This is a genomic window from Muricoccus roseus (assembly GCF_900141905.1).
GTDB classification, from domain to species: domain Bacteria; phylum Pseudomonadota; class Alphaproteobacteria; order Acetobacterales; family Acetobacteraceae; genus Roseomonas; species Roseomonas rosea.
This window is the reverse complement of the sequence record NZ_FQZF01000002.1, coordinates 163,530-180,038: the sequence shown is the minus strand read 5'-3', so window position 1 is coordinate 180,038 and position 16,509 is coordinate 163,530. Positions and strand designations below refer to the sequence as shown.

The 16,509-nt window shown below is 69.4% G+C and carries 17 protein-coding genes; 7 read left to right on the top strand and 10 right to left on the bottom strand.

Going from position 1 to position 16,509, the window contains the following annotated elements; translation table 11 throughout:
• Positions 1 to 4: 4 nt before the first annotated feature.
• The 7 genes from BUB97_RS00885 to BUB97_RS00855 form a co-directional block, all read right to left on the bottom strand.
• Positions 5 to 514, bottom strand: coding sequence for a VOC family protein (locus tag BUB97_RS00885; RefSeq protein ID WP_073130344.1), 510 nt, complete (start codon positions 512 to 514; stop codon positions 5 to 7).
• 137 nt (positions 515 to 651) lie between these two features.
• Positions 652 to 1,569, bottom strand: coding sequence for a cupin domain-containing protein (locus BUB97_RS00880; protein WP_073130341.1), 918 nt, complete (start codon positions 1,567 to 1,569; stop codon positions 652 to 654).
• The gene (locus tag BUB97_RS00875) at positions 1,566 to 2,813 is read right to left on the bottom strand and encodes a Zn-dependent hydrolase (RefSeq protein ID WP_245818114.1); all 1,248 of its coding nucleotides are present in this window, start codon (positions 2,811 to 2,813) and stop codon (positions 1,566 to 1,568) included. Before BUB97_RS00875 ends, BUB97_RS00880 begins: the two co-directional genes overlap by 4 nt.
• Positions 2,810 to 3,691 carry an alpha/beta fold hydrolase gene (locus BUB97_RS00870; protein ID WP_073130336.1) on the bottom strand — a complete coding sequence of 294 codons (882 nt, stop codon included), beginning with the start codon at positions 3,689 to 3,691 and terminating at the stop codon, positions 2,810 to 2,812. Before BUB97_RS00870 ends, BUB97_RS00875 begins: the two co-directional genes overlap by 4 nt.
• 11 nt (positions 3,692 to 3,702) lie before the next feature.
• Entirely contained in the window at positions 3,703 to 4,833 is a 1,131-nt protein-coding gene (locus BUB97_RS00865) for a pyridoxal phosphate-dependent aminotransferase (protein ID WP_073130333.1), read from the bottom strand.
• A 2-nt stretch (positions 4,834 to 4,835) separates the two neighbouring features.
• Complete coding sequence (locus BUB97_RS00860) at positions 4,836 to 5,618, bottom strand: SDR family oxidoreductase (RefSeq protein ID WP_073130330.1); 783 nt, start codon at positions 5,616 to 5,618, stop codon at positions 4,836 to 4,838.
• A 59-nt stretch (positions 5,619 to 5,677) separates the two neighbouring features.
• The gene (locus tag BUB97_RS00855; RefSeq protein ID WP_073130327.1) at positions 5,678 to 6,388 is read right to left on the bottom strand and encodes a GntR family transcriptional regulator; all 711 of its coding nucleotides are present in this window, start codon (positions 6,386 to 6,388) and stop codon (positions 5,678 to 5,680) included.
• A gap of 153 nt (positions 6,389 to 6,541) precedes the next feature.
• On the opposite strand from BUB97_RS00855, the gene BUB97_RS00850 reads away from it, so the two are divergent.
• The 7 genes from BUB97_RS00850 to BUB97_RS00820 all read left to right on the top strand — a co-directional run bounded on the left by BUB97_RS00850 (position 6,542) and on the right by BUB97_RS00820 (position 13,080).
• Positions 6,542 to 7,378 (top strand): ABC transporter ATP-binding protein, encoded by an 837-nt coding sequence (locus BUB97_RS00850; protein ID WP_073130324.1) that lies wholly within the window; start codon positions 6,542 to 6,544, stop codon positions 7,376 to 7,378.
• On the top strand, positions 7,375 to 8,130 hold the full coding sequence (locus BUB97_RS00845) for a class II aldolase/adducin family protein (RefSeq protein ID WP_073130321.1): 756 nt from the start codon (positions 7,375 to 7,377) through the stop codon (positions 8,128 to 8,130). The genes BUB97_RS00850 and BUB97_RS00845 overlap by 4 nt, the downstream gene beginning before the upstream one ends.
• Before the next feature lie 41 nt (positions 8,131 to 8,171).
• A complete protein-coding gene (locus BUB97_RS00840) occupies positions 8,172 to 9,176 on the top strand; it encodes an ABC transporter substrate-binding protein (RefSeq protein ID WP_086061778.1) in 1,005 nt (334 codons plus the stop codon).
• Entirely contained in the window at positions 9,176 to 9,952 is a 777-nt protein-coding gene (locus tag BUB97_RS00835; protein WP_073130318.1) for an ABC transporter permease, read from the top strand. The genes BUB97_RS00840 and BUB97_RS00835 overlap by 1 nt, the downstream gene beginning before the upstream one ends.
• Positions 9,949 to 10,692, top strand: a complete 744-nt coding sequence (locus BUB97_RS00830) for an ABC transporter permease (RefSeq protein WP_217659538.1) — start codon at positions 9,949 to 9,951, stop codon at positions 10,690 to 10,692. The genes BUB97_RS00835 and BUB97_RS00830 overlap by 4 nt, the downstream gene beginning before the upstream one ends.
• Positions 10,689 to 11,987, top strand: a complete 1,299-nt coding sequence (locus BUB97_RS00825) for an LLM class flavin-dependent oxidoreductase (protein ID WP_073130314.1) — start codon at positions 10,689 to 10,691, stop codon at positions 11,985 to 11,987. The genes BUB97_RS00830 and BUB97_RS00825 overlap by 4 nt, the downstream gene beginning before the upstream one ends.
• A 91-nt stretch (positions 11,988 to 12,078) precedes the next feature.
• Positions 12,079 to 13,080 carry a Bug family tripartite tricarboxylate transporter substrate binding protein gene (locus BUB97_RS00820; RefSeq protein WP_073130311.1) on the top strand — a complete coding sequence of 334 codons (1,002 nt, stop codon included), beginning with the start codon at positions 12,079 to 12,081 and terminating at the stop codon, positions 13,078 to 13,080.
• A 41-nt stretch (positions 13,081 to 13,121) separates the two neighbouring features.
• On the opposite strand, the gene BUB97_RS00815 is transcribed toward BUB97_RS00820, so the two are convergent.
• The 3 genes from BUB97_RS00815 to BUB97_RS00805 all read right to left on the bottom strand — a co-directional run bounded on the left by BUB97_RS00815 (position 13,122) and on the right by BUB97_RS00805 (position 16,507).
• On the bottom strand, positions 13,122 to 14,099 hold the full coding sequence (locus tag BUB97_RS00815; protein WP_073130308.1) for a tripartite tricarboxylate transporter substrate binding protein: 978 nt from the start codon (positions 14,097 to 14,099) through the stop codon (positions 13,122 to 13,124).
• A 61-nt stretch (positions 14,100 to 14,160) separates the two neighbouring features.
• Positions 14,161 to 15,291, bottom strand: coding sequence for an acyl-CoA dehydrogenase family protein (locus BUB97_RS00810; protein WP_073130305.1), 1,131 nt, complete (start codon positions 15,289 to 15,291; stop codon positions 14,161 to 14,163).
• A 13-nt stretch (positions 15,292 to 15,304) separates the two neighbouring features.
• A complete protein-coding gene (locus BUB97_RS00805) occupies positions 15,305 to 16,507 on the bottom strand; it encodes an acyl-CoA dehydrogenase family protein (RefSeq protein WP_073130302.1) in 1,203 nt (400 codons plus the stop codon).
• Positions 16,508 to 16,509: the final 2 nt, after the last annotated feature.

Sequence of the window (16,509 nt, the reverse complement as noted above, 5' to 3'; positions counted from 1 at the left end):
CCCTTCAGGAGAGCTTCGGATAGGTGGCGGGATCGAAGAAGGAGGCGCCGGCGACGTAGCGGCGGCCATCGGACATGTCCGGCGGCGGGCCGGCCTCGGTGCTGCCCTCGAAGGTCAGCTCCAGCTGCACGCCGGAGGGGTCGTAGACGAAGAGCTGCCAAAGGCTGGTGCCGGGGACGAGGAACTCGCGCCAGTCCAGCCCGGCCTCGCGAAAGCGGGCGATGAAGCCGTGATAGCCCCGGCAGGCGAGCGAGACATGGTCGATGGCGGCCGTGCCCCGCGGGGCCACGCCTTCCGGCCCGAGCGCGGGGCCGCCGGCATAGATGTGCATGAGCGCCTGGCCGCCGGGCAGCGGCACGGCCAGCCAGGCGCCGGGATAGCCGAAATCAGGGCGGCGGGCATCGGCCAGCCCCATGACCCCCTTGTAGAAGCGAAGGGTGGCCGCGAGGTCGCTGGTCTTGATCGCGACATGGAACAGGCCGGCGACGAACGGCGTATCCTGGGGGTCTGGCATTCCGGACGGCTTCTTCTGGATCGGCCCTCCTCTGGGCAATCCATGTGCCATAGGATCGCCCCGTGGCGTGGCCGTCCTCGCCCGTTTGCTGGTCACGCGCGGCCCGGGTTGGCGCGATCCTGGGCAGGCTGGCGCGCTCAGCCGCCCAGGAAGGCGAAGCCCATGGTGCGGGCGTGGTAGTGCAGCCCGCCATCCTGCACGATGAGGAAGCGCGCCCCGACGGCGCCGCCATTGTGGTGCGAATGCGCCTCCCCCGGTGGGGTGACGAGGGTGGAGCCGGTGGTCCAGGGGCAGCGCTGCCCGCCGACCATGGAGTGGCAGTTCTCCCCGCGCAGGGCGAGGGTGATGGCCGCGGAGTTGTGCCGGTGCGGCGGCTGGTCCTTCCCCGGCGAAAGGGTGTTCAGGGAGAGGGTCAGCGTCGGCGTGATGTTCCGCGCGGCCTCGAACCGGTCGGAAGAGAAGATCAGGGCGAGGCCGGAGGTGTTCGGGTTGGTGGTGGTCGTCGCCAGCAACGCGAGTTGCCGCTCGATCTCCGCCGCGGGGTAATGCACGGCTTCGACTGGCGCCGGCCCCGGCAGCGCGCCGTCCAGCGCCAGCATCGGTTCGTTCGTGACAATCCAGAGCAGGGCGTCGGCGGTGGCGCGCAGGCTGAGCGGCCGGTCGCCGGGGAGCAGGACAATGTCACCCGGGCCCCAGGCAAAGCCATCCGGCCCCTCCACCTCCCCTTCCCCGTGCAGCACATGGGCGATGAGGCCAGTGGCCCGCAGGGCGAGGCCGAGTGCCTCGCCCGCGCGGATCCGGGCATAGCGCGCCAGCATGAGCGGGGTCGTGGCTGGGAAGGGGCAGCCCATGGCGGCGGACTGGTCGCAGGCATGGAGGCCCGTGGGGGCATCCGGCGCATCCGCCGCTGCCAGCACCGCGGCGAAACCGGCGGCGGGCACGGGCGGCAGCTTGATGTTGAAGGCGTTGCCCGAGTTGAAGAAGCGCGCCCGGGCGGCGGCGGCGCTGCGCGGCGCTTCGGGAAGCTGCACGGGCAGCTCGGCCATGTCGATCATGCGGCGGTCTCCTCTTCCAGGACGAGGCTGGCCGCCACCTCGGCAAGCACGGCGGCGCCTGCGGCCACATGGGCGGGTTCGGCCCATTCGTGCTCCGCATGGCTCACGCCACCGCGGCAGGGGATGAAGATCATGGCGGAGGGGCAGAGCGGCGCCATGTGACGGGCATCGTGCCCCGCTGCGGAGAGGATGGGCATGGCCGGGTGGCCCAGCGCCTCGGCGCCGGCGGCGATCCGGGCGCGAAGATCCGGATCGAATTCGTTGGAGGGCGCATCCACCAGCACCTTCACCTGCACCGTGCAGGGCGGGGCGTGGGCTTCCGCCAGCGCCTCCAGCCGGGTACCGAAGGCGTCCAGCGCGGCATTCTCCGGGTGGCGCAGGTCGATACGGAAGGTCACGCGCGACGGCACGACGGAAGGCGCGTTGGGCTCCACGCGCGCCATGCCGATGGTGAACTTCACGGCGGGGTCGGCGGCCCCTACCTCCCGGAACATGGCATTGGCCATGCGGGCGAAGGCGGCCAGGGCGTCGCGGCGGTCGGCCATGTCGAGCGTGCCCGCATGGCCCTCCGCGCCCTCCACCGCGATTTCATAGGTCTTCTTGCCCTGGATTCCCGTGACGATGCCGATGGGCGTGCCGCGCTGCTCCAGCAGCGGTCCCTGCTCGATATGCGGCTCCAGGTAGAAGCCGATGGGAAAGCCGAGGGGACGGCAGGGGAGATGCGGAAAGGCCGCCTGCAGCGTGGCCAGTGCCTCGGCGACGGTGGTGCCAGCCGCGTCGCGGGCCGCCAGGACCTCCTCCAGCGCACGGACGCCGGCGAAGGCTTCCGAGCCCATCATGCCCGGGGCGAAGCGGCTGCCTTCCTCATTCATCCAGGCCACCACCACCACGTCCCGCTCGGGGGTAGCGTCCAGGCTTTCGGCGGCTTCCAGCGCGGCGAGCACGCCGAAGGCGCCGTCGAACTTTCCGCCCGTCGGCTGGGTGTCGATATGGCTGCCCATCATCAGAGGCGGCAGGCCGCGGTCGCGCCCGGGCAGAACGAGGAAGAGGTTCCCCGCCGGATCGGTGGAGGCCTGCATGCCCGCCGCCTCGGCCCAGCCGATCAGGAGGCGCCAGGCCTCGATCTCGCCCGCGCTCAGCGCCTGGCGGTTCACGCCGCCCGCCGGCGTGGCGCCAATTTCGGCCAGGGCCATGAGGCGGGCCCAGAGGCGATCGGCGTCGATGCGGGGCATCGCACGGGTCACTTCGTCTTCATCACCTGGCCCGGCAGGGCGCGTGGGTCACGCGGCTTCCAGGCGCCGGCCTCCACCTGGACGAAGAACTCGGCCAGGAGGGCGTTGAAGGCGGCGGGCTCCTCCAGATTCAGCGTGTGGCCGGTCTTGGGGAGGACGGAGAGGCCGCTGGCCGGAATGGTCTTCTTCAGGAAAATGCCGGGCTGCAGGCAGTGGTCGTCCTCGTCGCCCACCACCACCAGGGTGGGTACCATCATCCGCTTCAGCTCCTCCTCCAGGTCCCAGAAGGAGGGGCGGCGGGCCTGGACGCCGCGCATGGTATTGGCGGCGCCGGTATCAGAATGCGTGGCCAGGCGCTGCACGAACTCCTGCCAGCCACGCGGGTCCTTGTTCTGGAACTGCACGCGGGAAGCGCCGGAGCCGTAGACGGGCGCGAAGGCCTTGGCCCCCAGAGTCTGGAACTGGTCCGCCACCTCGCGCGAGACGCCGCGGAAATACTCCTCATGCTCCTTCTCGCAGCCATAGCCTGCACCGGCCACGGTGAGCGACAGGGCGCGATCGGGGTGGTGGATGCCGAAATGGACGGTGCAGAAGCCGCCCATGGAGAGGCCCACGATATGGGCCTTCGCGATCCCCAGCCCGTCGAGCACCGCCACCGCATCGGCCACCGCGAGGGCCTGGGAGTATGCCTCCACATCACCCGGCACGTCGGAGGGCGGGTATCCGCGCGCAGCGTAGGTGATGCAGCGGTAGCGGCGCGTGAAGAACCGCATCTGCGGCTCCCAGCTCTCATGGTTGCCGCCAAACTCGTGAATGAAGAGGATGGGGATCCCCTCCCCCACCTCCTCGTAGTGGAGGCCGATCCCGTCGGGGGTGGTGATGCGGGGCATGGCAGTGCTCCTCAGAACTGCGGCGGCAGGTCGTTCATCGTGCGCGCCTCTTCCGCGATGGCGGGGAAGGCATCGCGGAGGCGCTCAGCCCATTCGGTGGGCACGGAGGTGCTGACCTTGATGAAGCGGTCCCCGAAGCGCGCGGTGTGATAGGTGCCCTGGCGGATCATGATGCCGCGGCGGCGCGCGGCCTCCACCAGCGCCTCCGGCCGCAGCCCGGCCGCGCCGGTTTCGATTACCAGGAAGTTGCCGTGACTGGGCCAGACCGGGAGGGTGAGGCCGATGGCCTCGGCGGCCTCTCGGATCATCGCCTTGTTGGCCGTGTCGATCCGGCGCACCTCCTCCATCCATTCGGCCTTCACCGAAAGCCCGGCCAGCGCCGCGCGCTGCGCAATGACGCTGGCGCCGAGCACGCTGGTCGCCTGGGCCGCGAATTCGTCGAACAGCGCGCGCGGCGTGACCAGCGCGCCGATCCGCATGCCCGCGAGGCCGAGCCATTTGGAGAAGGAGAGCGATACGACCGAGTGTTCCGGCGCGACGCGCAGCGCGGGGTGATGGCCCTCGGCGAAGTCGCGATAGGTGCAGTCATGCACCAGCAGCGCGCCGCAGCTCTTGGCGATGGCGGCAAAGGCCGCGATCTCCTCGGCGGTGTAGCGGATGCCGAGGGGGTTGTTCGGATCGACGAGGTAGATGACGGCGGTGCGCGCATCGACCGCCGCGGCCAGCGCCTCGGGCGTCAGCTTGTAGTCGCAGGCCGGGTCGTAGATCGGGATCTCGATCACCTCGGCACCCGCCTGGCGGGCGAAGAGGCAGGGCCATTTCCAGGTGGGGTCGGTGGTGACGAAGGTGGTGCCGGGCTTGCAGCGGGCGCGGCAGACCAGGGCCAGGGCATTCACCCCGCCCTCCGTCACCAGCGCCTCCGCCCCCTCCACGCCCAGATCCGCCACGATGGCGGCCCGCAGCGCCTCGAAGCCGAGCGGCGGGCCATAGGCGTTGAACTCGCCGCCCTCGATCGCCTGGATCATGGCAGCGCGCACCGCCGGATGCGCCGGGATGTGGTTGGTGTTCTGGCCCATCCAGGCCAGGTCCGGCGTGGCGGTCAGCTCGTCGAAGTAGCGGTTGCGGATGAGGGCGTCCGACATGCTCAGATCACCGAACCGCGGGCCGCGATGCCGCCATCGATGGTGACGACCGTGCCGGTGATGTAGGCCGCGCGCGGAGAGGCCATGAAGGCCACGAGATCGGCGCATTCCCGGGCGGTGGCCGGGCGCTTGCCCGGATACTTGTCGAACAGCTCCTCCCAGCGGCTCTCGTCGCCCAGCATGTCGATGGCCTTGGTGCGCATGATCTTCAGCATGCGGTCGGTGGCAACGGGGCCGGGGTTGATGCCGACGACGCGGATGCCGTCATCCAGGCTGCGGCCGCCGATGGCCTTGGAGAAGGACATGAGGGCGGCATTGCCGGTGGAGCCGGCGAAATATGAGGCGTCCCAGTTCTCGCCGGAATTGCCGATCACGTTGATGACCACGCCGCCGCCCGTCGCCTTCATGCGAGGATAGTAGAGGCGGGTGAGGGTGATGTAACCGAACACCTTCAGGTCGAAGCCGCGGCGGATGGCCTCGTCCGTCACCTTGGCCAGATTGCCGGAGGGGATGTCGCCGGCGTTGTTCACCAGGATGTCCACATCGCCCACGGCCTCGGCCAGGGCCTCCATGGCCGGGGTGCTGCCGAGATCGGCGGCATGGATAGTGACGCGTACCCCATGTTCGGCCCGAAGACGGGCGGCGGCTTCCTCCATGGCGGCGCCGTTCCGGGCGGCCAGGTGCAGGTGGCACCCCTCGGCGGCGAGCACCTCGGCGCAGGCGAGGCCGATCCCCTTCGAGGCGCCGGTGATCAGGGCAGTTTTATCGGTCAGGTCGAGCTGCAAGGGGTTGCTCCAGGCGTTCGGTATGCAATCCGCAGCAAATTGCATACCAAACCACGACCTCACTCGAAGGCGGCGATGAAATCCAGCAGGTTGTCCCCCAGCAGGGTCAGGTGGGCCCGCATGGCGGCATGGGCCCGTTCGGGGTCGCGGCCGATGATCGCCTCCATCACCTCTTCATGCTCCCGGATCGTATCTTCCACCCGGTTCGGCATCCGCGTGACCCGGCGGCGATAGGCAGCCACGCGGTTGCGGAGCTTGCGCGTCTCCTCGGCCAGGAAGGCGTTGCACGAGGCTTCGTAGATGGCCTCGTGGAACTCCTGGTTCACGTCATAGAAGCGGTCGGGCCCCTCCCCCGCACTCGCTTGAAGGCGCGCATGCAAGGCGCGGAGGCGCTCGATCCCCCGTGGCGCGATGCGGCGTGCGGCGAGGCGAGCGCAGAGACCTTCCAGCTCCCCCATCACCTGGAACATCTCGATTAGCGTGTGCACGCCGATGCTGCGAACAAGCGCCCCTTGCCGCCCGCGCAGTTCCACCAGACGGTCCGCGGCCAGGAGGCGGAAGGCTTCGCGGACCGGCGTGCGGGAGACCCCGAAGCGCTGGGCGATCTCCTGCTCGTCCAGCCGGCTGCCGGGTTCCAGCGCCCCATCCGCTATTTCGGCCTCCAACCGGCGGTGGAGGGCGCTGGCCAGGGTGTCCCCCTCGGCCAGGGGCAGGGCTGCCTGCTCAAACCCTGTGCTGAACCCTGCCCCTTGTGCTGAGGAACTGGTCATCTGTGCACATGAACTCCGTCTTCGTATGCAACGTCGCACACCGCGTGCCGCGTTCCCGGCCCCAGGGGCCCATCACCCGGCACGCTGGCATGGGGGTTGCTGGGCAGGAACTGAGACGCGGCATCTGCATGCCGGAAGCAGACTTCATTATACATGGATGGACCGAGCCGCGTGACCCTGCCCCCTTCCGCCGCAACGCCCCTGCTGGAGCTTCAGGGCATCAGCAAGACCTTCGGGTCCGTGCAGGCCGTGCGCGACCTGTCGCTGAGCGTCGAGGAGGGGGAGTTCGTCACCGTTGTCGGGCCCAGCGGCTGCGGCAAGAGCACCCTGTTCAACATGGTGGCGGGGCTCGACGAGCCCGACCCGGGGGGTATCCTCCGTTTCAAAGGCCGCGGCTGCCATGCGCATGAGCTGCTCGGCCGCGTTTCCTTCATGCCGCAACGGGACCTGCTGCTGCCCTGGCGGAACGTGGTGGACAACGCGATCCTCGCCAATGAGATCGAGGGCGCCAACCGCGCGGAGGCCCGCGCCAAGGCGCTTCGCATGCTCCCCGAATTTGGCCTGACTGGCTTCGAGAAGCAGTATCCCCACCAGCTCTCGGGCGGCATGCGCCAGCGCGTGGCGTTGATGCGCACCTTCCTGTTCGAGCGCGATCTGATGCTGCTGGACGAGCCCTTCGGCGCGCTAGATGCGCTGACGCGCACGCTGATGCAGCGCTGGCTGCTCGATGTGTGGCAGCGCCACCGCCGTACCATCCTCTTCATCACCCATGACGTGGACGAGGCCATCTTCCTGGGCGACCGCGTGCTGGTGATGAGCGCCCGCCCCGGCCATGTGAAGCACGCGCGCCGCGTGGACCTGCCCCGCCCGCGCGCCGCCGAGCTGGTCACCTCCCCCGAATTCACGGCGCTGAAACGCGAGATCCTCGAGGCCATCGAGGAAGAGAGCATGAAGTCCTTCGTCGCCAGCAACGGCGCGGTGGCCGCATGAACGCGACCCCGGCCACGGAGGAGGAGGCGCGGATCGCGCTCGCCGCCGTCTACCGCCTCGTCGCGAGGCTCGGCCTGGACGACCTGATCTACAACCACGTCTCCATGCGCGTCCCGGGGACGGAGGATCAGTTCCTCATCAACCCCTACGGCCTGCTCTTCGAGGAGATGACCGCCTCCTCCCTCGTGAAGATCGACACGGAGGGACGCAAGCTCTGCAACTCGCCGCATGAGGTGAACCTCGCGGCCTTCATCATCCACGCCGCCATCCATAAGGCGCGGCATGACGCGATCTGCGTTCTTCACACCCATTCCGATGCCAGCCTCGCCATCTCCGGCCAGGAGGCCGGCCTGCTGCCGCTGAGCCAGTTCGCCATGCGCTTCTACGACCGCCAGGCCTTCCACGACTATGAGGGCGTGGCGATCGACACGGACGAACAGGCGCGCCTCGTGCGGGACCTGGGCGAGCACCGGGTGATGCTGATGCGCAACCACGGGCTGCTCACCACCGGCCGGACCCCGGCCGAAGCCTTCATGCTGCTCTACTACTTCGAGAGGGCCGCGAAGGTGCAGCTCTCGATGCAGGCGGCCGCGGCCGCCGGGGCATGCCTCGTCATCCCGCCGCATGAGGTCTGCGAGAAGGCCGCGCGCCAGTTCTGGGAGAACCAGGGCGACATCCTCGTCCCGGGCGAGCGTGAGTGGCCCGCCTTCATCCGCCAGCTCGACCGCACGGATCCGTCCTACCGCCACTGAGAAGCGGCCTTCAGCGTCAACCCGAACCGGAGACCAGACCCATGCAGAGGCGTCACCTTCTCGCTGCCACCGGCGCGGCGGCCGTGCTCCCCGCCCTTGGCCTGCGCGCGCAGGGCACCACCAAGGCGACGCTCCGCCTGAAGTGGCTGCCCCAGACCCAGTTCGCCGGCTTCTACCTCGCCAAGGCGCGCGGCTATTACGAGGCCGAGGGGATCGACCTCACCATCAACCCCGGCGGCCCCAACCTGCTAACCGAGAATCTGGTTGCCACGGGCGCCGACACCTTCGGCCTCTCGGGCGGCACGGACAGCGTCTTCGCGGCACGCGAGAAGAACCTGCCGGTCGTCTGCGTCGGCGTGTCCCACCAGCAGACCCCCTTCTTCTTCGTCACCCGCGCGGATGGCCCCATCCGCTCCCTGCAGGACTTCAAGGGCAAGACCATCACCACCTGGTTCACCGGCGCGAATTACGTGCTGCTGGGCATGCTGGCCAAGGCCGGGCTGAGGCCGGGCGACTTCACCATGCAGCCGCAGCAGGTCTCGGTGACGCCCTTCGTCGACGGGCAGATCGATGTGGTGACGGCCACCAAGTACAACGAGTTCTACACGCTGATGACCCGCATGGGCCGCGACAAGCTGCGCACCTTCGTGGCCGAGGACCAGGGCATCACCTTCCCGCGCGACACGCTGATCGTGAGCGAGACCACGGCGCGGCAGAAGCCGGAGATGGTGAAGGGCTTCCTCCGCGCCTCTATCAAGGGCTGGCGCGAGGCGCTGCGCGACCAGAAGGCAGGCGTGGACGCCGTGATGGCTGTCGCGCCCACGCTGAACCGCGACCACCAGGAGTTCATGCTCGTGGAGGCTGGCAAGCTGATGACGGCCGGCGCCGCCGCGCAGCAGGGCCTGTTCTGGATCGACAACGGCGCCATCAGGTCCGCCCATGACTTCCTGCGCGAGCATGAGGTGATCAAGACGCCAGTGGACCTGGCCGCGGCCTATGATGGCAGCTTCCTGAACTCCATCGCCGTGGCGGACCGCCTGGCCTGATGACCACGCGCGCCCGTTTCCTGCCGCCCTGGCTCATGACGGGCGCGCGCTTCATCCTGGGCCTGGCCCTGGCCGCAATGCTGTGGGAGGCCGCCGTCCTCCTCCTCGGCATCCGGCCCCATATCCTGCCGCGGCTGAGCACCATCCTCTCCGCCATCGCGGCGACGCCGGGCGCCTATTGGTCCGGCTTCCTGCGCACGCTGGCCGAGACGCTGATCGGCTTCGCGGCGGGCGGCATCGTCGGCGTGCTGAACGGCGTGCTGTTCTTCCGCGCGCCCGCGCTGCGGGACCTGCTCTTCCCCATCTTCGTCGTGTCCCAGACCATTCCGGTCATCGCCTTCGGCGCCCTGGTGGTGCTGTGGTTCGGGAACACGATGCTCGCGAAGGCGGTGATCGCCTTCTATCTCACCTTCTTCCCGGTGACGGTGAACACGTTGCTCGGCCTGCAATCGGTGGACCCGCGGCACACGGCCCTGCTGCGGAGCTTCGGCGCCTCCGGCCGGCAGCAGCTGTTGCGCCTGCAGCTTCCCATGGCCCTGCCGCAGATCTTCGTGGCACTGCGCCTCGCCGCCTCGCTCAGCTTGGTCGGCGCCATCGTGGGCGAGTGGTTCGGCGACACCACCGGGCTGGGCGTGCTGCTGCTCCAGGCGATGTACAACGAGAATGTCGTGGGCCTCTGGGCGGCCATTCTCTGCGCCGCCGTGCTCGGCACGGGCTTCTATGGGCTCGTGGCCCTGGCGGAACGGCGCATCCTCTTCTGGGGGGCGGAGCAGTGAATCGCGGTGCGCTGCGCGGCGCGCTCGGCGTCGCGCTGCTTCTCATCCTGTGGGAGGGCCTGGCCAGGGGCCTCGCCCTTCCCTCCTACACCCTGCCTTCGGTCAGCGAGATCCTGCTCTCCGCCTGGACCACCCGGCAGGCGCTGCTGACGGCGGCCTGGTTCACCCTGGCGGAGGCGCTCGCCGGCTATGCCATCGGCTGCGTCGTTGGAATCGGCATCGCCCTCCTGCTCTCCCTGCTGCCCCCGGTGCGGCGCGGGGTGATGCCGGTGATGATGGCCATCAACTCCGTCCCGGTCGCGGCCTGGTCCCCGCTCCTGCTGCTCTGGCTCGGCGTCGGGATGGCCTCGAAGATCGCCGCGGTGGCGCTGGCCGTGGGCTTCACCGTCTTCCTCAGCGCGCTCGCGGGGCTGGATCGCGTGGACCGGCGCGCGGCGGATCTGATGCGCAGCTTCGGGGCCGGGCCGCTTTCCATCCTCTGGCGGCTGCGCCTGCCCACCGCCCTGCCGCTGATCGCCGCTGGCATGCGCGTCTCCACGGTGCGCAGCCTGATCGTCGCCATCGTGACGGAGATGCTCGGCGCCTATGGCGGGCTGGGCTGGATCATCTACCAGGCCGTGGTGCAGATCGACTTCGTGGCGGTCTGGTCGGCCATCCTCGTCGCCTCCGCCCTCAGCCTCGCCTTCTTCGGGCTGGTCGGCGTCATCGAACGCCGCGTGATCTTCTGGAGATCATCATGAGCCGCCAGATGCATCTTGGCCTGTTCCTGCTGGGAACGGGCAGCCATGTCGCGGGCTGGCGCATGCCCGGGGCGATCGACAGCTTCCAGGATATCGACGCCATGATCCGCGTCGCGCAGATCGCCGAGCGCGGATTGCTCGACATGATCTTCATGGGGGACAACCTCTATGGCGACCCGGCCGCGCATCCCTCCTACACCGTGCGGTTCGAGCCGCTGACGCTGCTCTCCGCCCTGGCGATGCACACGCGCCATATCGGCCTCGGCGCCACGGTCTCCACGACCTACAGCGACCCCTTCACCACCGCCCGGGCCTTCGCCTCGCTCGACCACATCAGCAAGGGGCGGGCGGCCTGGAACGCGGTCACCGGCTCATCCCCGCAGGCCGCCCCGAATTTCGGACGGCTGCACCCCAATCATGCCGAGCGCTACGCGATCGCGGGCGAGTTCGTGGATGTGGTGAAGGGACTATGGGATGGCTGGGCGGATGACGCCATCGAGGCCGACCGCGCGACCGGCCGCTACATCGACCCCGCGAAGGTGCGGAGCCTCGACCATGAGGGCACGCATTTCAGCGTGAAGGGCCCGCTGAATATCGGTCGCGCACCGCAGGGCCATCCGGTTATCCTCCAGGCCGGCGGCTCGGAGCCGGGCCAGGCATTGGCGGCGCGAACCGCCGATGTCGTCTTCTCCGTCGTGCAGGACCTCGCGGAGGCCAAGGCGCAGTATGAGGCGCTGAAGGCGCGGCTGCCGGCCCTTGGACGCCGGCCGGAGGAGGTGACGGTGCTGCCCGGCGTCATGCCCGTGGTGGGCCGGACTTCGGAAGAGGCCTTCGCGAAGCTCGCCCAGCTGATGGGCTTCGTGGACGCGACCAACGCCCTCGCCCTGCTCTCCGACCGCTTCGGCACCGATATGTCAGCCTATGACCTGGACGGCCCTGTTCCGGACCTTCCCATCCCCGACACCTATCACAGCTTCGCCCGTGTGATGCTGAACAAGGCCCGGCGCGAGGGGATGCGGCTGCGGGACGCCTACAACCTCATGGCCGCGGCCCGGGGCCATTGGGTGCTCTGCGGCTCCGCGGAGGAGGTGGCGGACACGCTGGAGGAGTGGTTCCGCGGCGGCGCCGCGGACGGCTTCAACATCATGCCGTCCCACCTGGCCGAGGGGCTGGAGGACTTCGTGGAGCTTGTCGTGCCGATCCTGCAGCGGCGCGGCCTGTTCCGCACTGCCTATGCCGGCACCACCCTGCGGGAAAACCTCGGCCTGGCCCGCCCGCCGCGCCGGGAGGCATGATCGGGCATTCCGAAGCGGCCCGCCTATTGCTTACTCTCCATCCCCATTGCCCGCCCGGGTCTCCGGGCCCCGCGGGCCGTAAGCGCAAGGGATGAAGACAGTGCTTCGCAGAACCGCTCTCCGCCTCGCGGCCCTGGCCGCCCTTGCCCTGCCCTTCCCGGCGGGCGCACAGGAAGCGCCCTGGCCCAACCGGCCGATCACCATCATGGGCGGCTTTCCCAACGGCTCCGGCGTGGACATCTACGCCCGCAAGCTGGCCGAGCCCCTCTCCCGCGTCCTCGGCGTGCCGGTCGTGGTGGACAACCGCACGGGCGCGGGCGGCAACATCGCCTCCGAATACGTGGCGCGGGCGCGGCCGGATGGTTACACCTTCCTGCTCGGCACGGCCGGCACGCATGCGATCAACGCGACACTCTACAGCAGCCTGCCCTTCGACCCGCTGCGCGACGTAACCCATATCGCGCTGCTGGGGGACGTGCCGAACGTGCTGCTGGTTAGTCCGCAGCACTCGCCGAACCTGCGAAGCTGCGCGGACCTGATCTCGGCGGCCAGGGCCCGGCCGGGGCAGCTCAACTACGCCTCCACGGGGAATGGCGCCTCCACCCACCTGGCCGGGGTGCAGTTCGCCATGGCCGCCGGGATCGACGTGCTGCACATCCCGTATCGTGGCCAGGGCCCGGCCATGCTCTCCCTCCTGAGTGGAGAGACGGCCTTCTTCTTCAACCAGAGCGGGCCCAGCATCGGTCCCTCGCGCCAGGGCCAGGTGCGGGCGCTGGCGGTCAGCACCCGGCAGCGGCTCGGCGCCCTCCCCGATGTGCCGACCGTGGAGGAAGCCTGCGGCCTGCAGGGCTTCGAGAGCACCACCTGGTATGGGCTGCTGGCTCCGCCGCATCTGCCCGCGCCAATCCAGGAGCGCATGGCGCGGGAGGTGGCCCGCATCATCACCGAGCCGGATTTCGTCGCCTGGCTGACGGAGAACCAGGGGATCACGCCACCCGCCGACCCAGGCCCCGCCGCTTTCCGCCAGGTGCATGAGCGCGACATCGCCCGCTGGGCTGATGTGGTGCGGCGCTCCGGCGCAAGGGTGGACTGAGGAGGGGATGGCTCGCCGTCCGCGGACGGCGAGCCCGTCGGTCAGCTGGCCTTGAGGCCGAGGCGGCGGATCATCGCGCCGTCCTCCTCATACTGCTTGCGCGCCGCCGCCGTGTATTCGGCGCTGCCGAGGAAGGCCGGCGCCATGTCATAGCGTTCCAGCACCGCGACATGGGCGGGGTCCTGCGTCGCCTCGCGGAAGCCCTCCTCCAGGATGCGCACCACCGCCGGATCCATCCCGGCAGGCCCGGCGATGCCATAGGGCGAGGTGGAGACGATATCGATCCCCAGTTCCTTCAGCGTGGGCGCATCGGGGAAGCGCTTCGCGCGCTCAGCACCCCAGGTGCAGAGCAGGCGAAGCTGCCCCGCCGCGACCAGCTCGGACCAGCCGCTGGTCTCGGCCGAGACCTGGGTCGTGCCGGCTAGGGTGGACTGCAGGTTCTCCGAGGCGCTGCGATAGGGCACCTGAACCCATTCGATGCCCTGGGCCGCCGCGACCTGCTCCATGGTGATGTGCAGCGAGGTGCCCGAGCCGGGCGTGCCATAGGTGACCTTGCCCGGATTGGCCTTGGCGTAAGTGAGCAGCTCCTGGAAGGTCCGCCAGGGCGCATCCGCCTTCACCACCACCCCGAAGAGATAGCCGGTGAGCTGCGCGATATAGGTGAAGTCCTTCATCGGATCAAAGGGCGGGCGCGCCACCATCTGCGGGTAGCGGAACACCGAGATCGGCATCTGCGTGAGGGTGTAGCCATCCGGCCGCGTACCGCCGGCGACGAGCTGCGCGCCCAGGATGCCGCCCGCACCGGAGCGGTTCTCGATCACCACGGGCTGGCCGAGCTTGCGGGAGAGCGCATCGCCCAGCGCGCGCATCAGGATGTCGGTGGAACCGCCCGCACCCCAGGGCACGATGAGCCGGATCGGTCGGTCGGGGTAGCGCCCCTGGGCGAGGGAAGGCCTTGCCAGCGCGGCACCCAGGCCGAGGCCGAGCGCGCCACGGCGGCCGATGGGGGGAAGCTGCATCAATCGTCTCCTCACGTCCTGGCCCTTCGGCCTGTTCTGATTGGCGCGGGGAAGCAGGCGGTCAGACCTCTTCCACCAGCCCGCCTGTCTCCATCACCGCGCGCAGGTGATGGTCGGTGTCGCCAAAGAGCACGTCGTTCGAGGTCAGGCGCTTGAAATAATGCCCGGCCTTGTACTCCCAGGTCATCGCGATGCCGCCATGCAGCTGCACCGCCTCCTGCCCGACGAGCCGGCCGGAGCGGTTGACCTGCGCCTTGGCCGCCGCAATGGCGGGCCGGCGTTCGCCCGGGTCGGCCTCCTCCGCCATCATCGCGGCATACATGGCCATGGAGCGCGCCTGCTCCACCGCGACCAGCATGTCGGCCGCGCGGTGCTGAAGCGCCTGGAAGGTTCCGATCGCGACGCCGAACTGCTGGCGCGTCTTCAGATAGTCCACCGTGACACGCTGCAACTCCTCCATCGCCCCGAGGCTGTCGGCGCAGAGCGCGGCGAGGGCCACATCCACCACATGGCTCGCCAGCTTCAGCCCGCCATCCACCTCGCCCAGCACGCGCCCGGCCGGGACGCGCACGCCGTCGAGCGCGATCTCGGCCACGCGGGAGCCGTCCTGCGCCGGCATGCCGCGCCGCGTGACTCCCTGGGCATCTCCATCCACGAGGAAGAGGGTGATGCCGTTCTCGTCCCGGCGGGAACCGGCGGTGCGGGCGGTGACCACCAGGAGCCCCGCCTCGTCGCCGCCCAGCACGACGCCCTTGCGCCCATCCAGCACATAGTCCCCGCCGTCACGCCGCGCCGTGGTGGCGACATCGTGCAGGTCGTAGCGGGACTGCCGCTCGAGCTGCGCGAAGGCGAGCTTGAGCGAGCCGTCTGCGATCTGCGGGATGAACTCCTGCCTTTGGGCCTCCGTGCCGCCTAGCCGCAGGAAGCCGCCCCCCAGCACGACGGTGGAGAGATAGGGCTCGACGATCAGCCCCCGGCCGATCGCCTCCATCACGATCATCGTCTCCACCGGCCCGCCGCCGATGCCGCCCTCCTCCTCGGAGAAGGGCAGCGCCAAGAGACCGAGCTCCGCGAAGCCGGCCCATAGGCTGGGGGCCGCCGCATGGGCGGCAGGGTCGCGCGCATGGTCCGCCACGAAGCGGTCGATGCTTTCCTTGAGGAGCCGCTGCTCCTCCGTCAGGTCGAAATCCACGCCTCGTTTCCCCTCAGAGACCCAGGAAGGCCTTGGCGATGATGTTGCGCTGGATCTCGTTCGAACCGCCGTAGATCGAGACCTTGCGGTAGTTGAAGTAGAGCGGCGCGGCGGCGTCCGCCCATTCCGGCGAGACGGCCGGCTCGTTCCAGCCCTCCGGCTGCTCATGGTCGGGCGCGGGTAGCGCATAGGGGCCGGCGACCTCCAGCAGCAGCTCGGTCGTGGCCTGCTGCAGCTCCGATCCCTTGATCTTCAGGATGGAGGAGGCGGGGTCGGGCTTGTCCGCGTCGCGGTGGCGCTGGTTGGCCACCACGCGCATCTGGGTGATCTCGAGCGCCTTCAGACCCACCTCGATCTCGGCCACGCGGCGGCGGAAATCGGTGTCCTCCCACAGGGTGCGGCCGCCCGCCTCCGTCTCGCGCGCCAGGCGCTTGGCACGGGCCAGGCGCTGCTTGGAAAGGCCGATGCGCGCGATGCCCGTACGCTCGTTCGCCAGGAGGAACTTGGCGTAGTCCCACCCCTTGTTCTCCTCGCCCACCAGGTTCTCGGCGGGCACCTCGACCTCGTCGAAGAAGACCTCGTTCACCTCATGCGCGCCGTCGATGGTGACGACGGGGCGGACGGTGATGCCGGGGGTCTTCATGTCGATGAGGAGGAAGGAGATGCCGCGCTGCTTCTTCGCCTCCTTGTCCGTGCGGACAAGGCAGAAGATCCAGTCGGCATGCTGGCCCAGCGTCGTCCAGGCCTTCTGGCCGGAGACGACGTATTTGCCGTCCCGCTTCTCCGCGGTGGTGCGGAGCGAGGCGAGGTCGGAGCCGGCGCCGGGCTCGGAGAAACCCTGGCACCACCAGATGTCGAGATTGGCGGTGGCGGGAAGGAACTTCCGCTTCTGCTCCTCATTGCCGAAGGCGGCGATGACCGGCCCGACCATGAACACGTTGAACTGCAGCGGCAGCGGAACCGCCGCGCGCTGCATCTCCTCCGTGAAGATGTAGCGCTGGACCGGCGTCCAATCCTTCCCGCCCCAGGCCACAGGCCAGTTGGGCGTGGCGAGCCCGGCGGCATTCAGGATGCGCTGGGAGGTGACGATATCCTCCTTGTCGAGATGGCGCCCCTCCGCGACCTTGCGGCGGATTTCGGCGGGCACCTTTTCCCGGAAGAAGCGGCGGAGATCGTCGCGGAACGCGATCTCCTCGGGGGTGAAGCGGAGTTCCATCG